The organism is Acetobacterium fimetarium, from assembly GCF_014284475.1.
Classification (GTDB): Bacteria; Bacillota; Clostridia; order Eubacteriales; family Eubacteriaceae; genus Acetobacterium; species Acetobacterium fimetarium.
In genome coordinates, this window is the sequence record NZ_WJBC01000005.1 from 71,153 (window position 1) to 96,517 (window position 25,365).

A 25,365-nucleotide genomic window follows, 5' to 3' on the forward strand; every position below is an offset into this window, starting at 1 on the left:
ATGCGAATTGGAGTTTTAACGAGTGGGGGAGATGCCCCGGGGATGAACGCCGCCATCCGTGCCATTGTGCGGACGGCGATATTCAACAAGATTGAAGTTTATGGAATTAATCGTGGTTTTGCCGGTCTGCTGGAGGAGGATATCACACCGATGAGTGTTTACTCAGTAGCGGATATTCTGCAGCGGGGCGGCACGATTCTTCGGACATCAAGAAGTGAGTTCTTTGCTACCGATGCGGGAGTCAAAAAAGGTGCTGAAGTGCTCGCCGAATACGGCATTGATCATCTCATCGTTATTGGCGGCGACGGAAGCACAAAGGGGGCTGCTGCGCTTAAAAAGCTTGGCGTCAGTGTCATTGTGATTCCGGGAACCATTGATAATGATATGGGGTGCAGTGACAATTCCATTGGTTTTGACACGGCGGTGACAACCGCGCTGGATGCGATCAGCAAAATAAGAGATACAACCTCTGCCCATAACCGCATCAATATCGTTCAGGTGATGGGCCGAAAATGCGGTGATATTGCTCTTTATGCCGGCCTTTCCGGAGGGGCGGAAGCGTTGATTCTGCCAGAAGTCAAAACGGACATTGACGCTATCTGCGAGCGACTTCTGCAGGGAAAAGATCGGGGCAAGCTTCACAGCATCGTGATGCTGGCAGAAGGCTGCGGAAATTACATGGACTATTGTGTAAAAATTGAGGAACGCACCCAGGTGACGACAAGAGGAACGAATTTGGGTTATATTCAAAGAGGCGGCTCACCTTCCAATGCCGACCGGAATCTGGCCTGTTTCATGGGATACAATGCGGTCATGAACATCATCAGGAAAACAACCGGCTGTGTGATTGTCCAGCGGTGTGGCTCTTATCTGGGGATTCCCCTGGAAGAAGCGCTTCAAATGAAAAAAATATTCCGACAGGACATTTACGAAATGGCTTCGGTTTTATCGATATGATTGGTAAAAAAGATTTTAGATAGAAAGCAGGTAAGAAAATGAAAAGAACCAAGATTGTTTGTACTTTGGGACCAGCGTCAGATACCAAGGAAATATTGAGAGAACTTATTCTTAATGGCATGAATGTGGCCCGGCTGAATTTTTCTCATGGTTCTCATGAGGAACATGCGGGCAGAATTCAGCGCATTAAAGAAGTGCGAAAAGAGCTGGGCATACCGGTTGCGATTATGCTGGATACAAAAGGACCGGAAATCAGGACCGGGGAACTGCTGCTTGGAAAAGTTGAACTTGAAGCCGGGAAGAAGGTTGTTTTAACGACCGAAAGCATCGCCGGAGATGAAAAACGCTTCAGCGTATCCTATGATAATCTCCCTAATGAAGTCGCAGCGGGATGCCGAATTTTAATCGATGACGGATTGATACAGCTTGAAGTGGAAGACATTCAGGGAACCGAAATGAGTTGTCGAATTTTAAATGGTGGAACCCTGGGAAGCAAAAAAAGCATCAATCTTCCCAGCGTCAATATCGAGTTGCCGGCGTTAACAAAAAAGGATAAAGAGGATATTATTTTCGGGATTGAACAGAAGGTGGATTTTGTTGCCGCCTCTTTCGTCAGGAAACCAAAGGATGTGCTGGAAATCAGAAAAGTGCTGGAACACAACGGCGGCGATCTCATCGAAATCATCTCAAAAATAGAAAATCGCGAAGGCGTTGAAAAAATTGATCGTATTCTGTCCGTTTCTGACGGCATTATGGTTGCCCGAGGCGATCTGGGGGTAGAGATACCGGCGGAAGAAGTGCCCTTGGTACAGAAAAGCATCATAAAAAAATGCAATCTGGTTGGAAAACCGGTCATCACGGCGACCCAGATGCTGGATTCGATGATGCGCAATCCAAGGCCAACCCGGGCTGAGGTTGGCGATGTGGCCAATGCTGTCTTTGACGGCACCGATGCGGTGATGCTTTCAGGCGAAACAGCCGCCGGCTCCTATCCGATTGAAGCCGTAAAAACGATGTGGAATATCGTCGTGAAAAGTGAAAACTCAGAAGAATATGAACGTCGACTAAAACCGGAGCATGGGGAACTGACCACCACCAATGCAGTGAGTGAAGGGGCCTGCCAAATTGCCGATCAGCTCACGGCGCAGTCCATTATTGCCGCAACATCATCCGGCCATACCGCCCGAATGATTTCGAAATACCGCCCGGACTGTGAAATACTGGCAGTGACCGATAAGGTAACAACGGTCCGACGGCTGGCTCTGGTTTGGGGCGTCGATTGCATTTATACGCCGGAGTTTGGCGATACCGACAGCATGATTATGGATGCGGTTAAAAAGGCAGTTGAGCAGGGTTATGTAAAATTCGGCGACATCGTCGTCGTAGCTGCCGGGGTACCGCTGGGAGTACAGGGAAATACCAATATGATAAAAGTCCATACGGTTGGCAATGCCATCATCAATGGCGTCGGCATCGGTAAAAAAGCGGTAACCGGTTACGCAAAAATCATTACCGAAGCCAATACCAGTGAATTTACGGAAGGCGATATTCTAGTTGTCAAATCGGTAACCACAGAGATCAGTCATATCCTTCATCTGGCCTCGGCGATTATTACAGAAGAAGGCGGTCTGAGCTCAGAAGGCGCAATCGCAGGGCTTCACTACGACATCCCGGTCATTGTCAATGTGTCAAAAGCCCTGAATGTCATTGAGCATGGCAAGCTGATTTCGGTTGATCCCAAACGCGGCATTGTTTATCAGGGAAGAGTGCAAATGATCTGAAATAGCTTTATATCCCGACATGATCAGACGAAAAAACGCAGGAAATAGCCAAAAGCCTCTGTTCCGATTAGTGGAACAGAGGCTTTTGCTTTGAAAGAGTATCCCCAAAGGAGCGGCTGATTTTGTGAATCAGTCAATCTTGTAAGTGATCTGATAGGTCTGAGACAGCACCGTGTCTTCCGTGGTATTGGCACTTTCAGCATTTTTTTCTACCGAAAAATACAGAATCGATTTATTGGGATGACAGATCAGCTGGGAGTTCAAATTCAGTGGCGCCGTCACCTGCAGGGGATTATCGCCGTTGGCGTTCATCATCCAAATCGATTGTGACTGGGAATCGTAATTGGCTGAATACTGCGAGTAAAAAATATTTTCACCATTTGGGGTAAAATTGGCAGTTCCAAAATTGCCGGTTGCGATGGTCGTGGTTTTCGTATCATCGGTTTTCCAGGTACCGATAGTTTGATATTCACTGCTGTTCTTGATAAAAACAACTTGATTGGTAACCTTGTTGATATCAAAATTAATCACATTTTCGACAACCAGGCTGGGTGATAATTCCAGAGAACCATCTTCAATTTTGGCATAATACAGATTTGTCTTTTCCTCTTTGGCCGGGTCATAGGCCATAAATACAAAACCCTTCTCATCTTCAATATAGTCTACAGAAAGAATAGAATAATCGCGAATGGGTTGGTAGACAGTACGGTTGCCACCGCTGTCAGCCAGGATCAGTTCATTGCTGTTGTTCACATAAACCACCTGACCGGACTCGTTGATGGCAAAAAACTGATTGACGTTCTCCTCTGGCGTTGAAATGATACGGGTGATATTCTTGTTGATATCAGTCCACAAAAGTTGACTGTTTACATTTTCAGAAGCGGGTTCAACCACTTTTTGAATATAATAAATCCCGGTATCATGGGTGTCATAGAGGGCGGACAGTTCCTTTTTATCTGAATTGATAAAGGCGGACAACTGTCGCGTGTCGGTATTCAACAGATCAATCGTAAAAGTGGTGCCACTATTGAGAACAATGATATTGTTGCCGCTGTTTGAAATGTCCTGAACCACACCGGATGCTATCTCATTACAGGACTGGATGCTGATTTGATGAGACGATCGCAGGGCCGAGGACACAGCTTCTTTAATGACGACCGGTCGGTTGGATGGAATAAATACATTTTGACAGCCACTGGTTACAATTGCCGTCGTGACGACGAAGACAAAACAAATGATGCTACGCTTCAGCTTTTTCATCTGCATTCCCTCCATACAAAAGAACCGATAAGACAGGAAGCGACACAATGATATTGGTTCCTTCGCCAACCTGACTAACAATTTCAATTTTTCCTTCATGTTTTTCAACAATCTGTTTGACGATATACAAGCCAAGACCAGATCCCCCTTCTTCCGGCCCGCGCGAACGATCTTCTTCAACACGATAAAAGGCGTTGAAAATGCGTGTTTGTTCAATTTCTGAAATTCCGGGGCCGTAGTCACGAATGGAGACCACAATTTTGTCATCTTCAAGGGTTGAGATAACATCGATAATGTCACCGTTGTTTGAATATTTGATGGCATTGTGAAGAATGTTGATGAACACCTGTTGCAGCCGGTCATAATCGCCGAGAATTTCCGGAAGCTCATCAGAAATATAGTTGATTTGGATATCGGACTGTGTTGCCTTGATCTGCATCTGCTCAACGACTTCCGAGATCAGAACGACGATGTTCAGGTTGGTCTTTTTGAAATCAAACTCCGCTTTGTCAAATTTGTTGACATTCAGCAAATTATCGACAAGTCGAAGGAGGCGGTGGCCTTCCCGATTGATGGTGTTCAAAGAGCGGTTGATGATTTCTGGGTCGGCAACCTGTCGGCGGGTCAGCATATCGGTATACCCGATAATTGTTGTCAGAGGGGTACGCAGTTCATGCGAAACACTGCTGATAAATTTGCGCTGCTCATCCTGAAGATGACGGGCAGCCGTCATATTACGGATGATAATCAGATAGTTTTCCTCAAAACCCTTTTCCCGAATCGGACTGCCGATCAGCAGCAGATTTCGATCGTTGCAGTCAATTTCTTCTGAAATATGATTTTTTCCGTTTTTCAGACTGTCAAAAATATCGCGCAGAAAGGACTGGTACTGAAAATCATAAATCGTTTTCGGGTTGCTGACATTAAAGTAAGTCTTGATATAGCTGTTTGAGGTAATAATATTTCCGTTTTTATCAATCGCCAGGAGGCCGTCGTCAATCGATGCCAGGACGCCGGCAAGACGCTTTCTTTCAGACTCAAGCTGAAGAATGACATTGTTGATATTGGTAACCATCCCATTGAACGCCTGTGTCAAATCTCCGATTTCATCAGAATGCTTGTAGTAAATGGTTAAATTGAAGTTTCCGTTATTGATCTCTTTGGAAATTTTGGTCAGATCTTTGATCGGTTGAAAAAAGTGTCGGGAAAAAGACGTCGTCACGGCCACCAATATGATCAGACCGATAATGCCGCTGATGGCAAAAAGGACACTGGTAACATGAAGAAAGGTATCCAGTTCACGCATTGGATAGAGAAAGCCAATATAACCAATGGTGGAATTATCGATCGTGATCGGAGAGACATAGTAAGCAATGCTTGCATTATTGATGGATTTCAAGGTTAATATCGGAGCAGACTCAGTCTTTGACAAATTAATTTCCGTATCAAGAAGATTGGTATTGCTGATATCAACGGAATCTGCAATCAGCGATCCGTTGATATCAAAAAGCAGGACACGATTATTTTCACTGGCTGAAATGTTCTTGCACAGGTAAAGTGCATTCGCAACCAGTCGATCAGACAGCGGGTCGGAACTTTGCGAAGCTTTGATCTCCTGGCCGATATATAAAGTGGTGTCCTGAGTCATACTTAACAGATTGTTTTTGGCCTGATTGATATAGTAATAGGATGTCCCCTGAAATACGCAAAATACAACAATCAGAAAGGCAAAAGCGAAAAGCAGAATGTTGTACAGGATCATCCGGACGCGGTAACTCAGTTGCATCAGAGCTTCCTCATTTTATATCCAATTCCAAATACAGTCTGGATGTACTTGTTGCCCTGGGTATCAATTTTTCGTCGAATTCTCTGAACATGCATGTCAACGGTTCGGGTGTCGCCATAGTAGTCGTATCCCCAAATTTTCTCAAGCAGCGTATCACGGGGAAAAACCTGTTCAAGATTGGAGGCCAGCAGAAAAAGCAGCTCAAATTCTTTTGGTGTCAGATGGATTTCTTTTCCCTCGAGCAAGACCATGCGCTCATCAGCATAAATGCTCAAGTCGCCGTTTTGTAAAAGTGATTCCTGTTTCTGAGGCTCAACGGTGATCGATGAACGTCTCAAATGCGCTTTGATTCGCGCCAATAGTTCCCGATTGTCAAAAGGCTTGGTGAGATAGTCATCAGCACCCAGTTCCAGCCCTAAAACCTTATCGATGATATCGGTTTTCGCAGTCAGAAGAATAATGGGCACTCCCAATTGCGGACACAGTTCACGGCAGACGTCATAGCCGTTCTTTTTCGGCAGCATGATATCCAGCACAATCAGATCAGGACGAATGGCCAGCGCTTTTTCGACAGCTTCTACGCCATCGTATGCCGTTTCAACCTGATAGCCTTCAAATTCAAGCTCTAGTTTTATCAGATCGACAATCGACGCTTCATCATCGACGACCAGTATTTTTTCATTCATTTTAATACCTGCTTTCTAAATTTTATTATTTTATGTGGTAGGCATTTGCTAAACTACCGCAAGTTTCGCTGCCAGTTTGCGCGAACCAATTTGTACACTATACGGCGGACAGTTCTCCGAACTGTTCGCCTACACGTTACCAAATTGGTTGCAGAAACTGGCAGCAAAACAACTTCTGTTCGTACCTTCAGCACTTCAGAATCAGCTGATTTTAAGGAATATCGGGAAATCTAAAACCAGAGATTCAGTTGTTCCTTGTTCTGAATCGCCCCTAACACCCGGTCATCCAGATCGGGGATGGTTTTACGAAGATCCTTGATCATGGTTTTGATATCCTCCCGTTTGGTGAACCCATCAGCGGGACAAGTGCTTTTGATTTCAGGCAGTACATTCATTTTGAAGTAACTGATGATATCTCGCTCTTTGACAAAAATCAAAGGACGGATCAGGGTGATGTTTTTCCGGTCCAGATAGGTTACCGGCGAAAACGTATTGATTCTTCCCTCATAAAAGAGACTGAGGAAAAATGTTTCGATGGCATCATCTGAATGGTGCCCGAGAGCGATACTCCGGCAGCCCCGTTCAATCGCCAAATCGTGAAGGGCACCACGTTTCATGCGGGCGCAAAGGGAGCAAGGGTTTTTCTCTTTGCGTTCTTCAAAGACGATCGGTCCGATGGATGTTTTTTTGATGGTATAAGGGATATCAAGGCTGGCGCATAGATCAATCAACGGGGAAAAATCCATGCCGCCAAAACCCATATCCAGAGTGATTCCTTCAAGTTCGAAAGGAACTGGGGAAAAGTATTGAAAGCGTTTCATTGCAACCAAAAGCGCAGTGCTGTCTTTGCCGCCGGACAATCCGACGGCGATGCGATCGCCGGGTTTGATCATTTCGTATTTTTCGACCCCGCGACGAAGAGGGCCAAGAATTTTTTTCATAAAGGTTCTCCTGATAAATTAAATGCCGGGTCAAATGTTGCCAAAAGCCGTGCTTAAAGGTACAATTGAAGTTAATCGACATATTGCAATCATTTTATCATTTAATGAAGAAGAATAAAAGGAGATTATCTGTGTATCTGGCTGATAAATCAGGCATTTTTTAATTTAATGGCATTTTTATCGGATTGAAGCGAAAAATGCCTGATTCACCGGTTCCTGAAATGGGATTAAGGGAGTCAGACTGTTTGCAGTTGAAAATTGGCGAATTCAACCCACGATGATCGATTTAAAAATTCAGGAGGAAAAAATTGGCACTAAAACAGAGCTTCTATGTGGAGAACAGAAAAAAGGTTGGGGAACAACTGGAAAACGACAGTATGGCAATCCTGTTTTCAGGCAGAGAAATTGAAAAGTCCTTAGATGAGAACTATCCCTTTTTTGCAAGCAATAATTTTTACTATTTAACCGGAATAAAAGAGCCTGATGTGGTGTTGATCATCGTGAAAACAGCAGCTGGTCTGGTGCGTGAAAAGTTGTTTATTGAAGAATCCGATCCGGTTAAAGAAAAATGGGTCGGTAAAAAAATTGACAAAGAGCAGGCAAAAGCAGTATCCGGAATCGCGTCAATTGAGTACAGCAAAGAGCTGCCAAAAGAAATAAGCGAAATTGTTTCTTTTAGCCGATTATATTTTGACTTTAAAGTTCCGAAACATCAGAGCTTCAAAGTCAAAGATAAACAGGTCCAGAAATTGCTCAAACAGTGTGAACTGAAAGATCTGCATCCGATTTTAGCCAGAATGCGGATGATCAAAACGCCTGATGAGATTGAAGCCATAAAGAAGGCCAATGCGATGACAAAAGAAGGCTTCAAAGAAATGAAACAGCTGATCAAGCCTGGCATCTGTGAATATGAACTGGCGGCCTTTTTTGAATATTATATCAAAAAAGAAGGCGCCGATGGGCTCGCGTTTGAAAGCATTGTTGCGTCCGGGAAAAATGCCACAACGCTTCACTATGTGACAAACTGTTCGAAATTAAAATCCGGCGATCTGGTTCTATTTGATCTGGGCGCGAGAGTGAACGGTTATTGCGGAGATATTAGCCGGACCCTTGCCGTCAATGGCGAAATGACGTTTATCCAGGAAAAAATAGTCCGCATCGTTGAATTGGTACAAAAAGAAATGTTTCTGGCATATAAACCCGGTGCGGTCATGAAAGACCTGCAGAATTTAACTAAAAAACTGTTCCTTGAAAAATGTTGTGATGCCGGCATTATCCCCAGAAATCGGGATATTACGGAATTCTACTATCATGGGATTGGGCATTCTTTGGGTTTGGATACCCATGATTTGCGACCCGACGGCGATCTGGTACTGGAACCGGGAATGGTGCTGACCGTTGAACCGGGTTTATATCTGGAAAAGCTTGGCATTGGTGTTCGGATTGAAGACGACGTGGTGATCACAGACAACGGCTGTGAAGTGCTGTAAAAACAATGCCGATAATTAAAAAAAATATTGACAGCGAAAACCATGAAGTGTATTATTGACTCTAGTAATTGAATATTTACCTATCCAGAGAGGTGGAGGGACAGGCCCGATGAAACCCGGCAACCAGCGAAAGCATGGTGCCAATACCTGCGAATTTTTCGCAATGATGGGATTTAATGTAAATCATTAACCTCGTCTGACGGCGAGGTTTTTTTATGGTGTCAGGTAAATAGACGTTACATTGCTAGGCATTTGCGAAACGACTGTGAGCTTCGCTGCCGGTTTACGCGAACCAATTGTTACACTGTACGGCGGACAGTTCTTTGAACTGTTCGCCTACACGTTACACAATTGGTTGCGAAAACCGACATCAAAGCAACTTTTGTTCGTGCATTAAGAGTTACGCAATGACCTATACATTATTATCAGAAGGAGAACGATATGAAGAAATTATTTACCTCGGAATCGGTTACCGAAGGGCATCCTGACAAAATGTGCGATCAGATTTCTGATGCCGTACTGGATGCGATTTTCGAAAAGGATCATATGGCACGAGTTGCCTGTGAGACCTTGGTTACCACGGGACTAGTGGTGGTAGCCGGAGAGATTACAACCACCTGTTATGTGGATATTCCCAAAATAGTGCGAGAAACGGTACGTGAAATTGGTTACGATCGCGCAAAATACGGCTTCGACTGCGATACCTGTGCAGTGATAACAACCATCGATGAACAATCCGGCGATATTGCAATGGGGGTTGACGAAGGACTGGAATCCAAAAAAGGGGAAGGCGACGAGCTGGAGCTGGCAACAGGAGCCGGAGATCAGGGGATGATGTTTGGATTTGCCTGCAATGAGACCCCGGAACTGATGCCGATGCCGATTTCATTGTCGCATAAGCTGGCAAAACGCCTGACGGATATCCGAAAACAGAAGCTTGTTGATTATCTGCGACCGGATGGAAAAACACAAGTGACAGTTGAATATAATGATGGTGTTCCAACGCGAATTGATACGATTGTCATTTCCACTCAGCACAGTGCTGATGTTGCATTTGAGACGATTCAAAAAGATATGCTTGAAAAGGTTATAAAACCGGTTATTCCTGCAGCATTGCTGGATGAAAACACCAAGTACTTTATCAATCCGACCGGACGATTTGTTATTGGCGGTCCGCAGGGCGACTGTGGTTTGACCGGACGTAAAATCATTGTCGATACTTACGGTGGTTATGGCCGTCACGGTGGTGGTGCTTTTTCCGGAAAAGATCCCACAAAAGTGGATCGATCCGGAGCCTATGCAGCACGGCACGTGGCAAAAAATATTGTTGCAGCAGGCCTGGCGGATAAATGCGAAGTTGAGCTGGCCTATGCGATTGGGGTTGCAAAACCGGTTTCCATTCACGTTGATACATTTGAAACCGGAAAAATATCGGAAGACAAAATCATCGAACTGATCGAAAAATGTTTTGATCTCCGACCGGCAGCGATCATTAAAAATCTCGGACTGCGGGCCCCGATTTACAAACAGACCGCCGCCTACGGCCATTTTGGACGAACTGATATTGATTTGCCATGGGAACGACTTGACATGGTTGAAAAACTTAAAAGCTGTCTCTAAAGACCTTTGCAGTCTCTCGCTGTTGGATCAGCGAGAGACTGTTTGCATGTAAAAACAATTGAAGAATGAAAGTTTTATTGGAGACTGTAGATGAAGTACTAACGTAGTACCGACAATTATTACATCGTGTTGTATGCATCAAGGCGAACAGGCGGCAGCCTGTACGAATTGCAAGCATACAACTGATTAACAATTGTCGGTACGGTGCTTATCGGCAACCAGGGATGAAAGTTTCATCCATATTTTAGATAAAATATTTTCAGATATTTCGATTGTTTTGTTTTAATACCGACTTTGTTGTGGTATAATACAATCGTTACAAAAATAATATGACTGATAAAAATTTAAATAGGATCGTAACGATTATAAGTTATGAAAAAAGGGGTAAAATGAAAAAACAAAAAATCATATCAGGTTTTGTTACTGGTTCGTTGGTTTTGGCCTTTTTAGCAGTACCCGTCAATGCTACTTCTCTCAGCGAGCAGTTAGCGCAAAGCAGTGCCCGGCAAGCCGCCGCTCAATTTCAGGTCGACATGACGCAAAATACGATTGACGGGATTGAGGTGGAGGTCAGCAAAGTGAATGATGAGGTCAATCGCATTAGCGGTGTGATTGGCTCAATCAATACAGATATTTCGGGAATCGAAGCGAACATTGCCAAAACTCAGGATGAACTGGGAATAGCAGAAGCCAAGAAGGCTGAACAGGAAGCTTCAATGAGTGAACGGGTGAGAACCATGTATATGTATGGTAACGGAAGCATCATTGAATACTTGTTCTCGGCCACTGATTTTTCGGATTTTGTCACTAAATTAGATATGTCGCGTTACATCATTGCTGCCGACAAGGATTCAATCAATGCCCTTGAAGAAACAAAGGCGGTTATTGACCAGAAAAAAGCAAGCATTGAAGCGGACCGCCTGAAGACCGTTCAAAAGAAGACAGAGCAGGAAACGGCTCTGTCTGAACAGGAAAATGTCAAGGCCCAAAAAGACCAGTTGCTGGCACAAAATCAGACGGTACTAACGCAGTATCAGGCAATTGCCGATTCTGAAGCAGCAACATCGGCCGATATTCAGGGTCAGCTTGAGGCGTATTATGCGTCACAAGCCGCACAGGCTTCGCAGAGTGCGCCCAGCGGCGCTGGGGATGCTGGAAGTGGCGGCGTCAGTGACGGAGCGGACGGAAGCAGCGGCGATGCCGGCGGTTCAAACAGCGGATCAGGCACGACACCAAGTTACTCGAGCGGCTATCAGTGGCCTTGCGGCGGAGAAATTACCAGCGAGTTTGGATATCGCGATGATCCCCTCAATCCTGGCACCACCCGATACCATTCAGGTGTTGACATCGGTGCTTCCACTGGAACGGCCGTTGCCTGTGCCGGAAATGGAACAGTTATTTCGGCTGGCTGGAACGGCGGTTACGGCAATTGTGTCATTGTCGATATCGGAAATGGTTTATCTGCCGTTTATGGGCATTTGAGTGCCATTAATGTTTCGGCAGGGGAGACGGTAAGCATTGGACAGACCGTTGGTGCTGTCGGCAGTACCGGAGATTCCACCGGACCGCATCTTCATTTTGAAATACGACAATACGGAACAGCAGTGAATCCAGGCAGTTATGTTTAATTAAATAAAGAATTGTGAATGAGAAAAGGCAGATCGGAAAAAAGCCTTTTCTCATTTTTTCATGTCTGGCCCAATCTTGAATTAAATTGGGATTTACATTCACCCGGCAACTGCCGGAGCGTTTAACTACAGGGACGATCGCATTCTTGACTGCTGCGATCACAGAATTGGATGGAATAAGTTACATTTGTTACAAAAAATTTATTTTTTTAATGAAATTAGTCAGGAAGTATGTTAAAATGAATACATTAATCAATACGAGACTGTTCTGACAGCCGATAGGCAGCGCGTTTAAACATGAGAAGTCTTTCACATTCCGTTTTAATTGAGTTAAAATAATGAGAGTTTAGAAAAAGGGTATTAAGAAACATTATAATTTGATGTGTTAGAATACGCTGCAAAAACGAATTCAGATGGCATACATCCTGGGAGTGAAATAGAATATGATTGAATTTAAAAATGTAACCAAGGGTTACGAGAAAAACAAGAGTGACGCGCTCAAAAATGTGAGTTTGTTTATTGACAAGGGAGAGTTTGTCTTTCTTGTTGGTCGAAGCGGGGCCGGAAAATCGACATTTATAAAGCTTCTTTTAAGAGAAATTGAGCCAACACAGGGTTCTATTTATATCAATAACTACAACATTGCAAATCTGTCAAAACGGGAGATTCCCTTCTTGAGACGAAAAATGGGTGTCGTCTTTCAGGATTTTCGGCTACTGGAGAATCGCAGCGTCTATGAAAATGTCGCCTACGCGATGGAAATAATCGGAAAGTCGGAAAGACAGATCCGCAAGCGAGTTCCCCTGGCGTTGGATATGGTGGGACTGTCGCATCGGATGAATCACTATCCGCATGAACTTTCAGGAGGAGAGCAGCAGCGCGTGGTTATTGCACGGGCAATCATTAATAATCCGACCATCCTGATCTGTGATGAACCGACAGGAAACCTGGACCCGGAAACTTCATATGAAATTATCAGTATATTGGAAGAAATAAATCGACGCGGCACCACCATTGTGGTTGTAACGCATGATCGTGAGATTGTTGATACCATGAAAAAACGCGTGCTGACACTGGAAGATGGTGTCCTCACGGTTGACGATGCAATAGGTAGGTACGGATATGAAGTTTAGTTCAATAAAGACAATGCCAAGAAATGTAGTTCGTGACACGGTAAAGAGTATTGAGCGAAATAATCTCATGAGTGCTGCTTCCATATTGTCGGTCATTGCAGCATTGATGATATTAGGCATTTTTTTGATATTGAGTATCAATGTTGAAGAAGTAACAAAAGATGTGGAATCAAAGCTTGAACTTAAAGTTTTTCTGCAACAGGATTTTACCGAGGCTCAAAAGCTGACGGTTGAACAGGGGCTGGAGAACAGCGATATGATCGAAAGCGTCACGTTCGAGAGTGCTGAGGAAGCATTGGATAAATTCTCATCAAGTCTGGATGAGTATTCATCACTGTTGAGTGGCTACAATTCGGAAAATAACCCGATGCCGGCATCCTTTATCATTCGGGTGAATGATCCGAGCGATCTGGAAGCGGTTCAGGATCTGGCGATGAATTATAAAGGGCAGGGCGTCGAATATGTCCGATACGGGCAGGAATATGTCCAGGCGTTGGTCAGTTTCAATAACTTCACCAACACATTGAGCATCGTCGTCCTGGTTGTTCTGTCAGTGATCTCAATCTTTATCATCTACAATACCATTAAATTGACCGTTTTTGCCAGGCGTAGAGAGATTGGTATTATGAAGTATGTCGGTGCGACCAATAATTATATCCGGGCTCCGTTTATTCTGGAAGGAACGTTTCTGGGACTCATCGGTGCGATTGTCGCATTTTTGATCATTCGAATCACATACTATTATATATTGGGTTTTGTCGGCGGAAGTTCTTTCCTGCCGGTCGACGCCAGTTTGGCTTCGCCTGAGGCGGTTATGGGAAAACTGCTGTTTTTCTTTCTGATCTATGGCGGGTTTATCGGAGCGGTTGGCAGTGTATTTGCAATTCGCAAGTTTTTGGATGTATAAATTATTAACTTTAAAAGTGGTTTTTAAATCAGGAGGATTGGTATATGATTAAAAAAAGAATGATAACGGGCATGGTGGGAACTGTTTTGCTGCTGGGAATGGTTATTTCCCCGGTAAACGCCGAGTCACTTTCAGATCAACTGGCAGCCAGTAATGAGAGAGCAGCGGCGGCACAGTATCAGATTGATATGACACAAAATACAATCGATGGCATCGAAGCTGAGATTACCAAAGCAAATGAAGAAATGTCCCGTATTTCAGGGGTGATCAATGGAATCAATGCTGAAATTACCGCGCTGGAAGCCAATATTGCCCAAACTCAGATAGAGTTGAATGCGGCCGAGGCAAAACGGGCGGAACAGGAAGCGGCAATGAATGAGCGTGTCCGTTCAATGTATATGCATGGAAACGGAAGTATCCTGGAATTTTTATTTAATTCTACCGATTTTTCTGACTTCGTCACCAAGGTAGATATGTCACGCTATATTGTCGAATCCGATAAAGAAGCATTGGATGCGTTGGAAGAAACCAAGCAGACGATCGCCGAAAAGAAAGCAAGCATTGAAGCATCCCGTCTGCAGACGGTCAGTAAAAAGAATGAACAGGAAACCGCTCTGGCACAGCAGCAACAGCTTAAAGCTCAGAAAGATCAGCTTGTTGCGCAGAACCAGGCGATCATTGCCCAAGCTCAGACGGCCCTTAATGCAGAAACAGCAGCGGCCACTGATATTAAAGCACAGATTGCCGCAGAAGTGGCAGCACGGGCGGGCAGTGGTTCCACCACCGGCGGCAGTACTTCCTTTGTCTCATCCAGTTCCTATACATGGCCTTGCGGCGGTGAGATTACCAGTTACTATGGACCGCGTACCGATCCATACACCGGTTATCATGAAGGTGTTGATATCGGGGCTTCCACCGGAACACCGGTTGCCGCCATGGGCAATGCATACGTTGTATCAGCCGGCTGGAACGGCGGTTATGGTAATTGTGTTGTCATCGACCTGGGAAATGGCATCCAGTGTTATTATGGCCATTTGAGTGCCATCAATGTCTCGGCCGGACAAACGGTTAATCAGGGCGATATCGTTGGCCTGGTTGGCTCAACGGGAAATTCCACCGGGCCGCATTTGCATTTCGGAATTATTTCCGGTGGCGACTTCGTCGATCCTTTTAGTATATTTTAAGGGTTTAAACGTACAATAGAAAGCAAAGAACAGGAGAAAAGAATCATGATTCTTTTCTCCTGTTCTATTTTATAATAATTCGTAAGCGGTAGCTTGTTTGGAGGACTATGGAGAATAAATCAAAAAAAAGGCTGATTATCATCATCGCGGTATTGTTGATTGTCACAAATGTTTTCACCTTTACAATTGCGACAACGGGAAACTATTTACTGGGAAACAAGTTGATTGTCAGCGTCGACAGCAAAGAAACGGCCAATGGCATCAAGAAACTGTTACAGTTGAAAGACCAGATTTCAGCGGAATATTATCAGGATACGGATGACAACAAGATGATGGATGGTGCCATCAAAGGGATGTACGACAGCCTGGGCGATCCCTATACAGCCTATTTTACCAAGGATGAGTTCACGAGTTTCATGGAAATGGCAACGGGGGAATACGAGGGAATCGGTGTGGTTGTCACCGAAGATGATGAAGGCTATACCACGGTGATCGCATCCCAAAAAGGAACGCCGGCTGAAGCAGTCGGAATTACAACCGGGGATAAGATCATTAAAGTGAATGGTGAAGATGTCAGCATCTTAGGCTCCGATGCGGTGGTATCCCGCGTCAAAGGTCCGGCCGATACGACGGTCGCACTGACGATTGCCAGAGGCACTGAAACAATCGAACTGGAAGTGGTCAGAAAGGCCATCCAGGTTCAAACAGTGGACTCCCAAGTCATTGGAAACAAAGGTTACATTCAGATCAGTGAATTCGGCAATAACACGGCAACTGATTTTGAGGCCCAGCTTACCGCGCTGCTGGCACAGAATATCACCGGCCTGGTTATTGATTTGCGTAGCAACCCGGGCGGCGGGGTCAATCAGGCAGTGGAAATTGCGGATCGCTTACTGGGTGAAACGGTGGTTGTTTATACGGTTGATAAAGCCGGGAAAAAGACCGAATATAAATCAGATGCAACACAACAGTTAGGGCTGCCGATTGCAGTATTGATTAATGAAGGTTCGGCCAGCTCAGCAGAGATCTTGGCGGGGGCCCTTCAGGATACCGGTGCAGCAACCCTTATTGGTACAAAATCTTTCGGAAAAGGCATTGTTCAGGAAGTGATCAAACTCACCGATGGCAGTGGCATAAAAATCACGAATTCGGAATACTTTACGCCCAGCGGCAACAGCATCAATAAAAAGGGGCTGGAGCCGAGCGTCGGTATTGATGCGAGCGATTTTATGAAAAACAATCGCTTCACCGATGAAGAAGATGTCCAGCTGCAGAAAGCACTGGAAGTCCTTGGCGGTACAAACTGATTAAAGAAGCACACCTTAGGGTGTGCTTCTTTATATTTATTAATTTAGAAGGATTACTGATTGCCATTATAAAATTCCTGTGGTAAGATAATAGAACGAATGTTCAGGTTATCGATAGGAGGGCGCGGATGAAAGCGATGAAAAACCCATTTAAAGTAGTTTCCGAATATGAACCGAAAGGTGATCAGGGAAAAGCGATCAAAGAAATCGCAGCAGGCATCGAAGACGGATTGAAATTCCAGACTTTGCTGGGCGTAACCGGCTCAGGCAAAACATATACCATGGCAAAGGTAATTGAAGCGGTACAGAAGCCGACGCTTGTGATTGCCCATAACAAAACCCTTGCTGCTCAGCTGACCAACGAATTCCGGAGCTTTTTTCCGGAAAACGCAGTTGAATATTTTGTCAGCTATTATGATTATTATCAGCCGGAAGCCTATGTGCCGCATTCCGATCTTTTTATCGAAAAAGATTCATCCATCAATGACGAAATCGACAAATTGCGGCACTCGGCCACAGCATCGCTATTTGAAAGAGGCGATGTCATTGTTGTTGCGAGCGTATCGTGCATCTACGGACTGGGAAGCCCCATCGATTATGAGAATCTGGTGCTTTCTTTGCGCCCTGGCATGGAAAAAGACCGCGACGCCATCATCCACAAACTCGTCGATATTCAATATACCAGAAACGATATCGCCTTTGAACGAAACAATTTTCGGGTTCGGGGTGATATCCTGGAAATCTTTCCGGCCGCATCCTCCGAAAAAGCGATACGATTGGAATTCTTTGGCGATGAAATTGAACGGATCACGGAAATAAATACCCTGACCGGAGAAATTTACGGAGAACTCAGCCATGTTTCCATTTTTCCGGCATCCCACTATACCACCACGCCGGAAAATCTCGAACGGGCAATTGCCGCGATTCAGAAGGAATTGCGGTTGCGATATGATGAATACACCAACAACAACCAGCTGGTCGAAGCTCAGCGCATCCTCCAGCGAACGAATTACGACATTGAGATGCTTCGGGAAATGGGGTACTGCAATGGCATTGAAAACTACACCCGTTACATCAATGGCTTGCCGCCAGGATCGCCGCCCTATACGCTGATCGATTATTTTCCCAAAGACTTTCTGATCATTGCGGATGAATCCCATGTTTCCATTCCGCAGATTGGCGGGATGTATGCAGGGGATCAGGCGCGAAAGAAGAATCTGGTGGATTTTGGCTTTCGGCTGCCGTCAGCATACGACAACCGGCCGCTGAACTTTCAGGAGTTTGAAGGGAAAATCAATCAGATCGTATTTACCACCGCGACGCCCGGTAAATATGAAAAAGCACACAGCCAGAAAACAATCGAGCAGATTATCCGCCCAACCGGACTGATTGATCCGGAAATAAAAGTGCGCCCGGTTAATGGTCAAATTGATGATCTGCTGGGAGAAATCAATGCGACGACAGAAAAAGGCAACCGGGTGTTGGTCACGACGCTGACAAAGAAAATGGCAGAAGATTTAACGCTGTATCTCAAAGAAAACGGGATCAAGGTTAATTATCTCCACTCCGACGTGGATACCATTGAACGCATGAAGATTCTCAGAGACCTGCGCCTAGGCACGTTTGACGTTCTTGTCGGCATCAATCTTTTGCGGGAAGGCCTGGATCTGCCTGAGGTCGGGCTGGTCGCTATTCTGGATGCGGACAAGGAAGGATTCCTGCGTTCAGAAACTTCGCTGATTCAGACCGTCGGACGGGCCGCAAGAAATCTGGAAGGTCATGTTATTATGTATGCAGACAGAATAACTGCTTCAATGGATTATGCCATCAGCGAGACGAATCGCCGCCGGGCAATTCAGACGGCCTATAACGAAAAACATCACATCGTGCCGACCTCGGTTAAAAAGGATATCCGGGATATTATCGAAGCCACAAAAGTTGCCGAAGATCAGGCAAGCTATCAGGAAGAAGAGCAGATTTCTGATGTCGAGAACAAGATAAAAGAACTGGAAATAGAAATGCTCAGTGCTGCCGAAGCTCTGGAATTTGAGCGCGCTGCCAAGCTGCGTGACGAAATTCATTGGCTGAAACAGCTGGAGAATCAGTAGACGAAGATTTAAGGAGATATAAAACAGAATCATGAAATATATAGATATCAAAGGTGCAAAAGAACATAATTTAAAAAATATCAGCTTGAAAATACCCCGCGATCAGCTTGTGGTGTTGACTGGAGTCAGCGGATCGGGAAAATCTTCGCTGGCATTTGACACGATCTATGCCGAAGGGCAGCGCCGTTATATGGAATCCCTTTCTTCATACGCCCGCCAGTTTCTGGGTCAGTCCCAGAAACCGAATGTGGAAAGCATCGATGGTTTGTCCCCGGCAATTTCCATCGACCAGAAAACGACCAACCGGAATCCCCGATCAACCGTTGGAACCGTCACGGAAATATATGATTACATGCGGTTGCTTTACGCCAGAATCGGGATTCCGCATTGTCCGAAGTGTGGAAAAGTGGTGGAGTCCCAGTCGGTGGATCAGATTGTCGATGCCATTCTGGCGCTGCCGCCCCAAACGAAGTTTCAGATTTTGGCTCCGGTCATCCGCAAAGAAAAGGGCCAGCATAAAAAAATCATCGAACATATCAAAAAAGAAGGTTTTGTCCGAATTGTGGTCGACGGAGAACCCATGGAGGTGACCGACGAAATCAATCTGGATAAAAACAAAAAACATACCATCGAGGTGGTAGTGGATCGGCTGATCGCAAAAGAAAATCTTGGAAAGCGCCTGACAGATTCCGTTGAGATGGCACTGAAGCTTTCCGGAGGCCTTGTGATCTGCGATGTGATCGGGAAGGAACAGCAGCTTTTCAGTGAAAAACTCGCCTGTGCGGATTGTGGCATAGCCATGGACACGCTGGAACCACGGACTTTTTCCTTCAACAACCCCTTTGGCATGTGCCCCGATTGCCACGGACTCGGCTTTCATCAGGAGGTCGATCCGGACTTGCTGATCCCGGATAAACAATTGTCGATTTCTAACGGTGCGATTAAATTCTTCGGTTTGAAAAGCGATTCCAAATATTACTATAATCTGATCAAAGCACTGGGTGAAAAACACCAGTTTTCAATGGAGGACCCGCTCGAAAACGCCAGCCCGGAATTCCTGAAAGCGCTTTTGTATGGCAGCGACGAAGTGCTGGAGATTGCCTATGAAGGCAAGTTCTCGGGAACCTATTCGTCAACTTTTGAAGGCCTGATCAAAAACATGGAAAGACGTTATATCGAAACACCATCAGAGCGGATGCGCAGTCTGATCGAACGGTATATGTCGGAAACACCCTGCCCGAAATGCCATGGAAAACGGCTGAATCCAACCAGTCTGGCGGTGACGATTCATGGTAAAAACATCATTGAAATAACCGATATGTCAGTCGGAAAACTGATCGAGTTCTTCAGAACCCAAAAAATGACAGACCGGGAAATCATGATCGGTGATTCGATTTTCAAGGAAATCAATGCCCGGCTTAATTTCCTGAAAAACGTGGGCTTGGAGTACCTGACCCTGTCACGGAATGCCGGGACGCTGTCCGGCGGAGAATCGCAGCGGATCCGGCTGGCGACGCAGATCGGATCCGGTTTGGTGGGGGTTCTCTATGTTTTGGACGAACCGAGCATCGGGCTGCATCAGAGAGACAATCAGAAACTGCTGGAAACACTGCGCCACCTGACCGATCTGGGAAATACGCTGATTGTGGTTGAACATGACGAAGAAACCATGCAGGAAGCCGACCATATCGTTGACATCGGCCCCGGCCCCGGGGTTCACGGCGGCGAGGTGGTCGCCCAGGGAACCCTGGAAGAGATCATGGCCGTGCCGGAGTCCATTACCGGACAGTATTTCAGTGGCAAAAAGTCAATCCCCGTTCCGGAAACCCGCCGGGCAGGAAGCGGCGAATACATCAAGATCATCGGTGCTTCAGAAAATAACCTGAAGAATATCGATGTGGTGTTTCCGCTGGGAAAATTCATCTGTGTCACCGGTGTTTCCGGATCGGGTAAAAGCACCCTGGTGAATGAAATTCTGTATAAGGGAATTTCGCAAAAGCTTTACCGAAGTCTCAAAAAACCGGGTAAGTACAAAAGTATTCAGGGAATCGAAACGATTGACAAGGTCATTGATATTGATCAGTCACCCATCGGCCGGACGCCCAGATCCAATCCGGCCACCTATACCGGCGTTTTTGATCTGATTCGCGATCTTTTTACCAAAACGCCGGAAGCAAAGGCGAGAGGCTATCAGAAAGGCCGGTTCAGTTTTAATGTGAAAGGCGGGCGGTGTGAGAAATGCAGCGGCGACGGCATCTTAAAAATCGAGATGCATTTTCTGCCGGACGTCTATGTGCCCTGTGAAGTCTGCCATGGAAGGCGCTACAACCGGGAAACCCTGGAAGTCAAATATAAGGGCAAGAACATTGCCGATGTGCTCGAAATGACCGTTGAGGAGGCGCTGGAATTCTTCAACAATATTCCAAAGATTAAAGAAAAGCTGCAAACTCTTTATGATGTTGGTCTGAGCTATGTGCGATTGGGGCAGCCCTCCACTCAGCTGTCCGGCGGCGAAGCGCAGCGAATTAAACTGGCGACAGAGTTAAGCAAAAGAAACACCGGAAAAACACTGTATATCCTGGACGAACCCACAACTGGCCTTCATATTGCCGATGTCGACCAGCTGGTTAAAGTCCTGCAGCGACTGGCTGACAGTGGCAGTACCGTGGTGGTGATTGAGCATCAGTTGGATGTCGTCAAGGTGGCGGATCACATCATTGATTTAGGCCCGGAAGGCGGCGATGGCGGCGGGACCGTCATTGCAACCGGAACACCTGAAGAAATTGCCGATGTAAGTGAATCCTACACCGGACAGTACCTGAAAAAAATATTATCAAAAGTATAGAACCCAAAAACGAAAGCCTTGATCAGCTTTCGTTTTTTTTGTTTAAACAAAGTATAAATTTCTAATTATCTTTTTATATTTTCTTAAATGCTCGTAAAGCCTTATTCTATGTGCTTTCGAGTATTTTTACTGTAGGAAGATACTTCACGTTTCTTTGCATATTTCCTCATGTCTTAGCTGTCAGAAGTGGTAAATAAGTAGTAAATTCATTTGTACTACTAAGCAACAAGACGCTCCTGTTGCTTCTCTTTATTCAAGCGTTTCATTTCTGCCATTGCAGAATCGAATGTTGCATGTGCGTAATAGTTCAGCGTCATGGCTATATTAGCATGTCCCATAATGTACTGTAATGCCTTTGGATTCATTCCTGCATTTGCATAGTTGGTACAGAATGTATGTCGCAAACTATGTGGAGTGATGTGTGGCAATTTATCCTCGTTATACTTATTGTATTTCTTAACAAGACCTTTCATCATGCCGTTGTAATCACTTGCCACTTTTGGATAGTTCTTTCTATTAAGAAAGAGGAAATCACTATATCCATCAATCTCAACACGCTTATCATTCTTTCGATTCGCTAACACTCGCTTAAATGCTTGATAGGCTTCTTCAACCATAGGAACTTGACGTTCGCCACTTTTGGTCTTTGGTGTTTCAATGTAGTACCCAATTTCAGTATCTCTCAATAGCTGATGGTCTATATTGACAAGACGATTCTCAAAATCTAAATCTGGAAGTGTCAAACCACCAAACTCTGAAATACGAAGACCTGTTTTTAAGAGTATCAGAATTTCATCATAATTTTTGCTGTAGGTTTTATCAGCTTTTGCAAAGGCTAACAGTTTTTCTTCCTGTTCTTCTGTTAGTACGGTCTTAGGGACAGTATCATCATCAAGAACTGCTTTCAGTTGAAAGTCAAATGGATTCTTCCGAACACAATCATCTTGTATAGCAATATAGAATGAAGCCTTTAAAGAACGTTTGTAGTTATTGATGGTTTGATAAGCATAACCATTTTCACTCATTCTAATAGCCCATTCTTTAGCGTCTGATGGCTTAATACTGTCAATACTTCTTACACCTAACTTGTCTTTCTTCAAAATATCCATAAGATATTTGCGTCCAGTTTCAGTGTTTTTTCTAACCTTTGGTCTTTGAGCGTTCTGTTTTGCGTAAAGCTGGCAGAGTGTCATTTTCTTTCCTACAACATCAATACCATCATGAATGTCTTTCTGTAACTCTGCGATTTTCTCTCTAAGTGAGATACAATCACGCTTTCCTGCTGGTACTCGGTCTGTAGCCACAAGTTTCCACGAGTAAACAAATTGCGGTTCTCCAAATGAATCTATATATTTGTATAAGTATCTTCCGTCTTTTCGTTGGCTCTCTCCAGTCTTTAAGATTCGACCTTTATTGTCACGTCTTTTTTCTGACATGGCATTTGCTCCTTTCCTTTATGGAAAGAGCCTTGATACGACTTAATACTATTTTATCATATACAAGACCCTTTGGCGACGCTAGATTGCGTCCAATGTATCTATAATTTTTTCAAATTGTTTTCGTTTAATCTGAATACGATTGCCATTCATAATCAGCCAATTTGCATTTTTATTTTCCTCTGCCAAGCGTCGTAGCTTGTTTTCGCCAATACGAAAATATTTTGACGCTTCTTCAATGGTTAGGGTATAACGTTCCCAAATAGGAATGTCAGTCTGCTTCATAAAATCCTCCTTTCCAAATCACTTATTTGGATTTCATAAAAGTTGTTTTACCAGCAATCGAACAGCTTTAGCAAAGCTCACGGGAGTTCCACCCCTGCATGGTTCTCATGTAGCCATACTCATTGCCTGCGACGGTTTTATCACGCTCGGACTATTGACTGTATGGGAGTATCATTATCACGATAAGAATGTCGTTGCAGGCAATCCTGCTAAAGATTGCTTCTCGGATCACTAACATGAATCGCTCGCTATCTTTATAAGATAGGTCATGGCGGTTAGTTCCGTTGGCTCTTTTCTTATCGAAACGTATTCGATTACTTTTATTCAGTTTTCAAAGAACAATGGCTCGTTAGCCTATCAAAACACATTGAAAGCTCAATATGCTTTGGTGGAATAACAAACCTCCCTGTTCGGGAAGCGTGGAATGGTTTAGCACGCTTCCACGAAAGGAGAGAGGATATTACTTAATTTCAAATGACAAAATCTTTGTAATCAGTCTGGTTTCCATTCTTCCACGTAAGACTTCATCAACGACCATACTTTGATTGCCATATTCATCTTTCATAAGTCGTAGGGAACGCTTCGTTATGTACCCTCTGTAATGATGTAGAATCTGGTTAATCGCTTCGGTATCGCCATCTGTTGCCTTTACAATGAGAGGAAAGGGAATCATAGGATATTGTGTTTTCATTCTTCAAATTCCTCCATAAACTTTTTAATTAAGGCTAGTCCACTGGTTCTATGCCGATAGACAGTAGAACGGTTCAATTTCAACAGGTCTGCAATTTCTGAATCGCTCATGTCCATAAAGTAAAACAGCAGTAGAATTTCACGTTTCTTGTCTGGCAACTCACGTAATGCTTCACTCAACAAATCATTTTCAACGCCTACTGATAACCCATTGAGTGTAAAAATCTGAAAGTCAGTTGAATAGTTATCTGTTGTCGCAAACTGGCTAACAAGATAATCGCCAACATCCGAAAAGGACACCTCACGCTTTGCAATCCTTGAAAGATAAAGCATATAATTCTTTCGCTCGTCTTCCATAGCACGTTTACAGATATAGTCAAACTGATTTTCTATTGTGGTCTGAAAAGAAGATGGTTTCATGTTTCTCACCCCCTTTCTGTCTAGGAAAGGAAGTGAGCCTTGCTCGTTTATCTCCTTTCACTCTTAGTCCCAATGTGAAAGGGGGATTTGTTGCATTACTGATAAATAAACTTTGTAAAAAAGTTCTGAATAGCCAAAAAAGCATATAAACAGATTTATTTCTCTGTTTACATGCTTCTGTTATTCTATCTATATGATTTATAAAACCACATTGGTGGACGTACTTATCTATTGCAGATAGACGACTTTTTTTGACAAGAACCCAATGTAAGGAAATTTATTGTATATGATGTACTTCATGGCGACGTTGACCTCCAACAAACCGCCATTTGGAAGTAATATACAATATTTTAACAGCGTAAATAGCACTACCATATAACGGTTTTTTTTATTGGCGTTTAGTAGTGCTTTTTATTAAATATAAACCTATAAACCATATAACACGTTTTTCTATACCTGTTTTTAATTCAGTAGGAACAATAAAATGTATAGAGGTGGTCTACTATGCGTAAAAAAGAAGATAAATATGATTTTAGAGCCTTTGGTTTAGCCATTAAAGAAGCTCGATTGAAACGAGGTTTAACTCGTGAACAAGTGGGAGCATTGATTGAAATTGACCCACGGTACTTAACTAATATTGAAAATAAAGGGCAACACCCCAGCATACAAGTTCTTTATGACCTTGTATCGTTACTTCATGTTTCCGTTGATGAATTTTTCTTACCTGCTAATAACTTGGTAAAAAGCACCCGACGATTACAGATAGAGAAATACATGGATAGCTTTACAGACAAAGAACTATCCTTAATGGAATCTTTAGCCAGCGGTATCAACGAAGCAAGAAACATCGAAGACTAATTAAAAGAATCCATACATAACGGAAAGAGCCGATAAAATGAGA

At 44.2% G+C, this 25,365-nt stretch carries 20 protein-coding genes and 1 riboswitch; of the genes, 12 read left to right on the forward strand and 8 right to left on the reverse strand.

Features of this window, described 5'->3' with window-relative positions; all coding sequences use genetic code 11:
- Together GH808_RS05090 and pyk are read left to right on the forward strand one after the other, a co-directional pair.
- Entirely contained in the window at window positions 1-957 is a 957-nt protein-coding gene (locus GH808_RS05090; protein WP_186841717.1) for an ATP-dependent 6-phosphofructokinase, read from the forward strand.
- A gap of 38 nt (window positions 958-995) precedes the next feature.
- Window positions 996-2,738 carry a pyruvate kinase gene (gene pyk / locus GH808_RS05095; RefSeq protein WP_186841718.1) on the forward strand — a complete coding sequence of 581 codons (1,743 nt, stop codon included), beginning with the start codon at window positions 996-998 and terminating at the stop codon, window positions 2,736-2,738.
- A gap of 129 nt (window positions 2,739-2,867) precedes the next feature.
- Here pyk and GH808_RS05100 read toward each other — a convergent pair whose 3' ends face one another.
- The 4 genes from GH808_RS05100 to GH808_RS05115 all read right to left on the reverse strand — a co-directional run bounded on the left by GH808_RS05100 (window position 2,868) and on the right by GH808_RS05115 (window position 7,411).
- Window positions 2,868-3,998, reverse strand: a complete 1,131-nt coding sequence (locus GH808_RS05100; RefSeq protein WP_186841719.1) for a hypothetical protein — start codon at window positions 3,996-3,998, stop codon at window positions 2,868-2,870.
- Entirely contained in the window at window positions 3,979-5,784 is a 1,806-nt protein-coding gene (locus GH808_RS05105) for an ATP-binding protein (RefSeq protein WP_186841720.1), read from the reverse strand. The genes GH808_RS05100 and GH808_RS05105 overlap by 20 nt, the downstream gene beginning before the upstream one ends.
- A complete protein-coding gene (locus tag GH808_RS05110; protein WP_186841721.1) occupies window positions 5,784-6,470 on the reverse strand; it encodes a response regulator transcription factor in 687 nt (228 codons plus the stop codon). Before GH808_RS05110 ends, GH808_RS05105 begins: the two co-directional genes overlap by 1 nt.
- A gap of 230 nt (window positions 6,471-6,700) precedes the next feature.
- Window positions 6,701-7,411 (reverse strand): tRNA 2-thiocytidine biosynthesis TtcA family protein, encoded by a 711-nt coding sequence (locus GH808_RS05115; RefSeq protein WP_186841722.1) that lies wholly within the window; start codon window positions 7,409-7,411, stop codon window positions 6,701-6,703.
- A gap of 308 nt (window positions 7,412-7,719) precedes the next feature.
- Here GH808_RS05115 and GH808_RS05120 point away from each other — a divergent pair, with 308 nt between their 5' ends.
- From GH808_RS05120 to uvrA, 9 genes are all read left to right on the forward strand, one after another.
- Window positions 7,720-8,901 (forward strand): M24 family metallopeptidase, encoded by a 1,182-nt coding sequence (locus GH808_RS05120; protein ID WP_186841723.1) that lies wholly within the window; start codon window positions 7,720-7,722, stop codon window positions 8,899-8,901.
- Window positions 8,902-8,978: 77 nt separating this feature from the next.
- A riboswitch (SAM riboswitch) is annotated at window positions 8,979-9,074 on the forward strand.
- Between the two features lie 268 nt (window positions 9,075-9,342).
- Window positions 9,343-10,521: a methionine adenosyltransferase gene (gene metK / locus GH808_RS05125; protein ID WP_186841724.1), complete on the forward strand. Its 1,179-nt coding sequence runs from the start codon at window positions 9,343-9,345 to the stop codon at window positions 10,519-10,521.
- Between the two features lie 389 nt (window positions 10,522-10,910).
- A complete protein-coding gene (locus tag GH808_RS05130; protein WP_186841725.1) occupies window positions 10,911-12,149 on the forward strand; it encodes a murein hydrolase activator EnvC family protein in 1,239 nt (412 codons plus the stop codon).
- Window positions 12,150-12,592: 443 nt separating this feature from the next.
- Window positions 12,593-13,282, forward strand: a complete 690-nt coding sequence (gene ftsE, locus GH808_RS05135; protein ID WP_186841726.1) for a cell division ATP-binding protein FtsE — start codon at window positions 12,593-12,595, stop codon at window positions 13,280-13,282.
- Window positions 13,272-14,189 (forward strand): permease-like cell division protein FtsX, encoded by a 918-nt coding sequence (gene ftsX / locus GH808_RS05140; RefSeq protein ID WP_186841727.1) that lies wholly within the window; start codon window positions 13,272-13,274, stop codon window positions 14,187-14,189. Before ftsE ends, ftsX begins: the two co-directional genes overlap by 11 nt.
- Window positions 14,190-14,233: 44 nt before the next feature.
- On the forward strand, window positions 14,234-15,373 hold the full coding sequence (locus GH808_RS05145) for a murein hydrolase activator EnvC family protein (RefSeq protein ID WP_186841728.1): 1,140 nt from the start codon (window positions 14,234-14,236) through the stop codon (window positions 15,371-15,373).
- A 107-nt stretch (window positions 15,374-15,480) separates the two neighbouring features.
- Window positions 15,481-16,680, forward strand: coding sequence for a S41 family peptidase (locus GH808_RS05150; protein ID WP_186841729.1), 1,200 nt, complete (start codon window positions 15,481-15,483; stop codon window positions 16,678-16,680).
- Between the two features lie 128 nt (window positions 16,681-16,808).
- Window positions 16,809-18,788, forward strand: coding sequence for an excinuclease ABC subunit UvrB (uvrB, locus tag GH808_RS05155; protein WP_279289663.1), 1,980 nt, complete (start codon window positions 16,809-16,811; stop codon window positions 18,786-18,788).
- 31 nt (window positions 18,789-18,819) lie between these two features.
- A complete protein-coding gene (gene uvrA / locus GH808_RS05160) occupies window positions 18,820-21,633 on the forward strand; it encodes an excinuclease ABC subunit UvrA (protein ID WP_186841730.1) in 2,814 nt (937 codons plus the stop codon).
- Window positions 21,634-21,851: 218 nt separating this feature from the next.
- Here uvrA and GH808_RS05165 read toward each other — a convergent pair whose 3' ends face one another.
- From GH808_RS05165 to GH808_RS05180, 4 genes are all read right to left on the reverse strand, one after another.
- The gene (locus GH808_RS05165) at window positions 21,852-23,069 is read right to left on the reverse strand and encodes a tyrosine-type recombinase/integrase (protein ID WP_001291561.1); all 1,218 of its coding nucleotides are present in this window, start codon (window positions 23,067-23,069) and stop codon (window positions 21,852-21,854) included.
- Between the two features lie 81 nt (window positions 23,070-23,150).
- Window positions 23,151-23,354 carry an excisionase gene (locus tag GH808_RS05170; RefSeq protein WP_000814511.1) on the reverse strand — a complete coding sequence of 68 codons (204 nt, stop codon included), beginning with the start codon at window positions 23,352-23,354 and terminating at the stop codon, window positions 23,151-23,153.
- Between the two features lie 460 nt (window positions 23,355-23,814).
- Window positions 23,815-24,045 (reverse strand): helix-turn-helix domain-containing protein, encoded by a 231-nt coding sequence (locus GH808_RS05175; RefSeq protein ID WP_000857133.1) that lies wholly within the window; start codon window positions 24,043-24,045, stop codon window positions 23,815-23,817.
- Window positions 24,042-24,464, reverse strand: coding sequence for a sigma-70 family RNA polymerase sigma factor (locus GH808_RS05180; protein WP_000804885.1), 423 nt, complete (start codon window positions 24,462-24,464; stop codon window positions 24,042-24,044). The genes GH808_RS05175 and GH808_RS05180 overlap by 4 nt, the downstream gene beginning before the upstream one ends.
- Window positions 24,465-24,968: 504 nt before the next feature.
- Here GH808_RS05180 and GH808_RS05185 point away from each other — a divergent pair.
- On the forward strand, window positions 24,969-25,322 hold the full coding sequence (locus GH808_RS05185; protein ID WP_001227347.1) for a helix-turn-helix transcriptional regulator: 354 nt from the start codon (window positions 24,969-24,971) through the stop codon (window positions 25,320-25,322).
- Window positions 25,323-25,365: the final 43 nt, after the last annotated feature.

Coding starts and splice junctions, on each gene's coding strand:
- ftsX (WP_186841727.1), top strand. CDS start 13,272: ATGAAGTTTAGTTCAATAAAGACAATGCCAAGAAATGTAGTTCGTGAC.
- GH808_RS05170 (WP_000814511.1), bottom strand. CDS start 23,354: ATGAAGCAGACTGACATTCCTATTTGGGAACGTTATACCCTAACCATT.
- GH808_RS05185 (WP_001227347.1), top strand. CDS start 24,969: ATGCGTAAAAAAGAAGATAAATATGATTTTAGAGCCTTTGGTTTAGCC.
- ftsE (WP_186841726.1), top strand. CDS start 12,593: ATGATTGAATTTAAAAATGTAACCAAGGGTTACGAGAAAAACAAGAGT.
- uvrA (WP_186841730.1), top strand. CDS start 18,820: ATGAAATATATAGATATCAAAGGTGCAAAAGAACATAATTTAAAAAAT.
- GH808_RS05090 (WP_186841717.1), top strand. CDS start 1: ATGCGAATTGGAGTTTTAACGAGTGGGGGAGATGCCCCGGGGATGAAC.
- GH808_RS05110 (WP_186841721.1), bottom strand. CDS start 6,470: ATGAATGAAAAAATACTGGTCGTCGATGATGAAGCGTCGATTGTCGAT.
- GH808_RS05150 (WP_186841729.1), top strand. CDS start 15,481: ATGGAGAATAAATCAAAAAAAAGGCTGATTATCATCATCGCGGTATTG.
- GH808_RS05130 (WP_186841725.1), top strand. CDS start 10,911: ATGAAAAAACAAAAAATCATATCAGGTTTTGTTACTGGTTCGTTGGTT.
- uvrB (WP_279289663.1), top strand. CDS start 16,809: ATGAAAGCGATGAAAAACCCATTTAAAGTAGTTTCCGAATATGAACCG.
- GH808_RS05115 (WP_186841722.1), bottom strand. CDS start 7,411: ATGAAAAAAATTCTTGGCCCTCTTCGTCGCGGGGTCGAAAAATACGAA.
- metK (WP_186841724.1), top strand. CDS start 9,343: ATGAAGAAATTATTTACCTCGGAATCGGTTACCGAAGGGCATCCTGAC.
- GH808_RS05100 (WP_186841719.1), bottom strand. CDS start 3,998: ATGAAAAAGCTGAAGCGTAGCATCATTTGTTTTGTCTTCGTCGTCACG.
- pyk (WP_186841718.1), top strand. CDS start 996: ATGAAAAGAACCAAGATTGTTTGTACTTTGGGACCAGCGTCAGATACC.
- GH808_RS05180 (WP_000804885.1), bottom strand. CDS start 24,464: ATGAAACCATCTTCTTTTCAGACCACAATAGAAAATCAGTTTGACTAT.
- GH808_RS05145 (WP_186841728.1), top strand. CDS start 14,234: ATGATTAAAAAAAGAATGATAACGGGCATGGTGGGAACTGTTTTGCTG.
- GH808_RS05105 (WP_186841720.1), bottom strand. CDS start 5,784: ATGCAACTGAGTTACCGCGTCCGGATGATCCTGTACAACATTCTGCTT.
- GH808_RS05165 (WP_001291561.1), bottom strand. CDS start 23,069: ATGTCAGAAAAAAGACGTGACAATAAAGGTCGAATCTTAAAGACTGGA.
- GH808_RS05175 (WP_000857133.1), bottom strand. CDS start 24,045: ATGAAAACACAATATCCTATGATTCCCTTTCCTCTCATTGTAAAGGCA.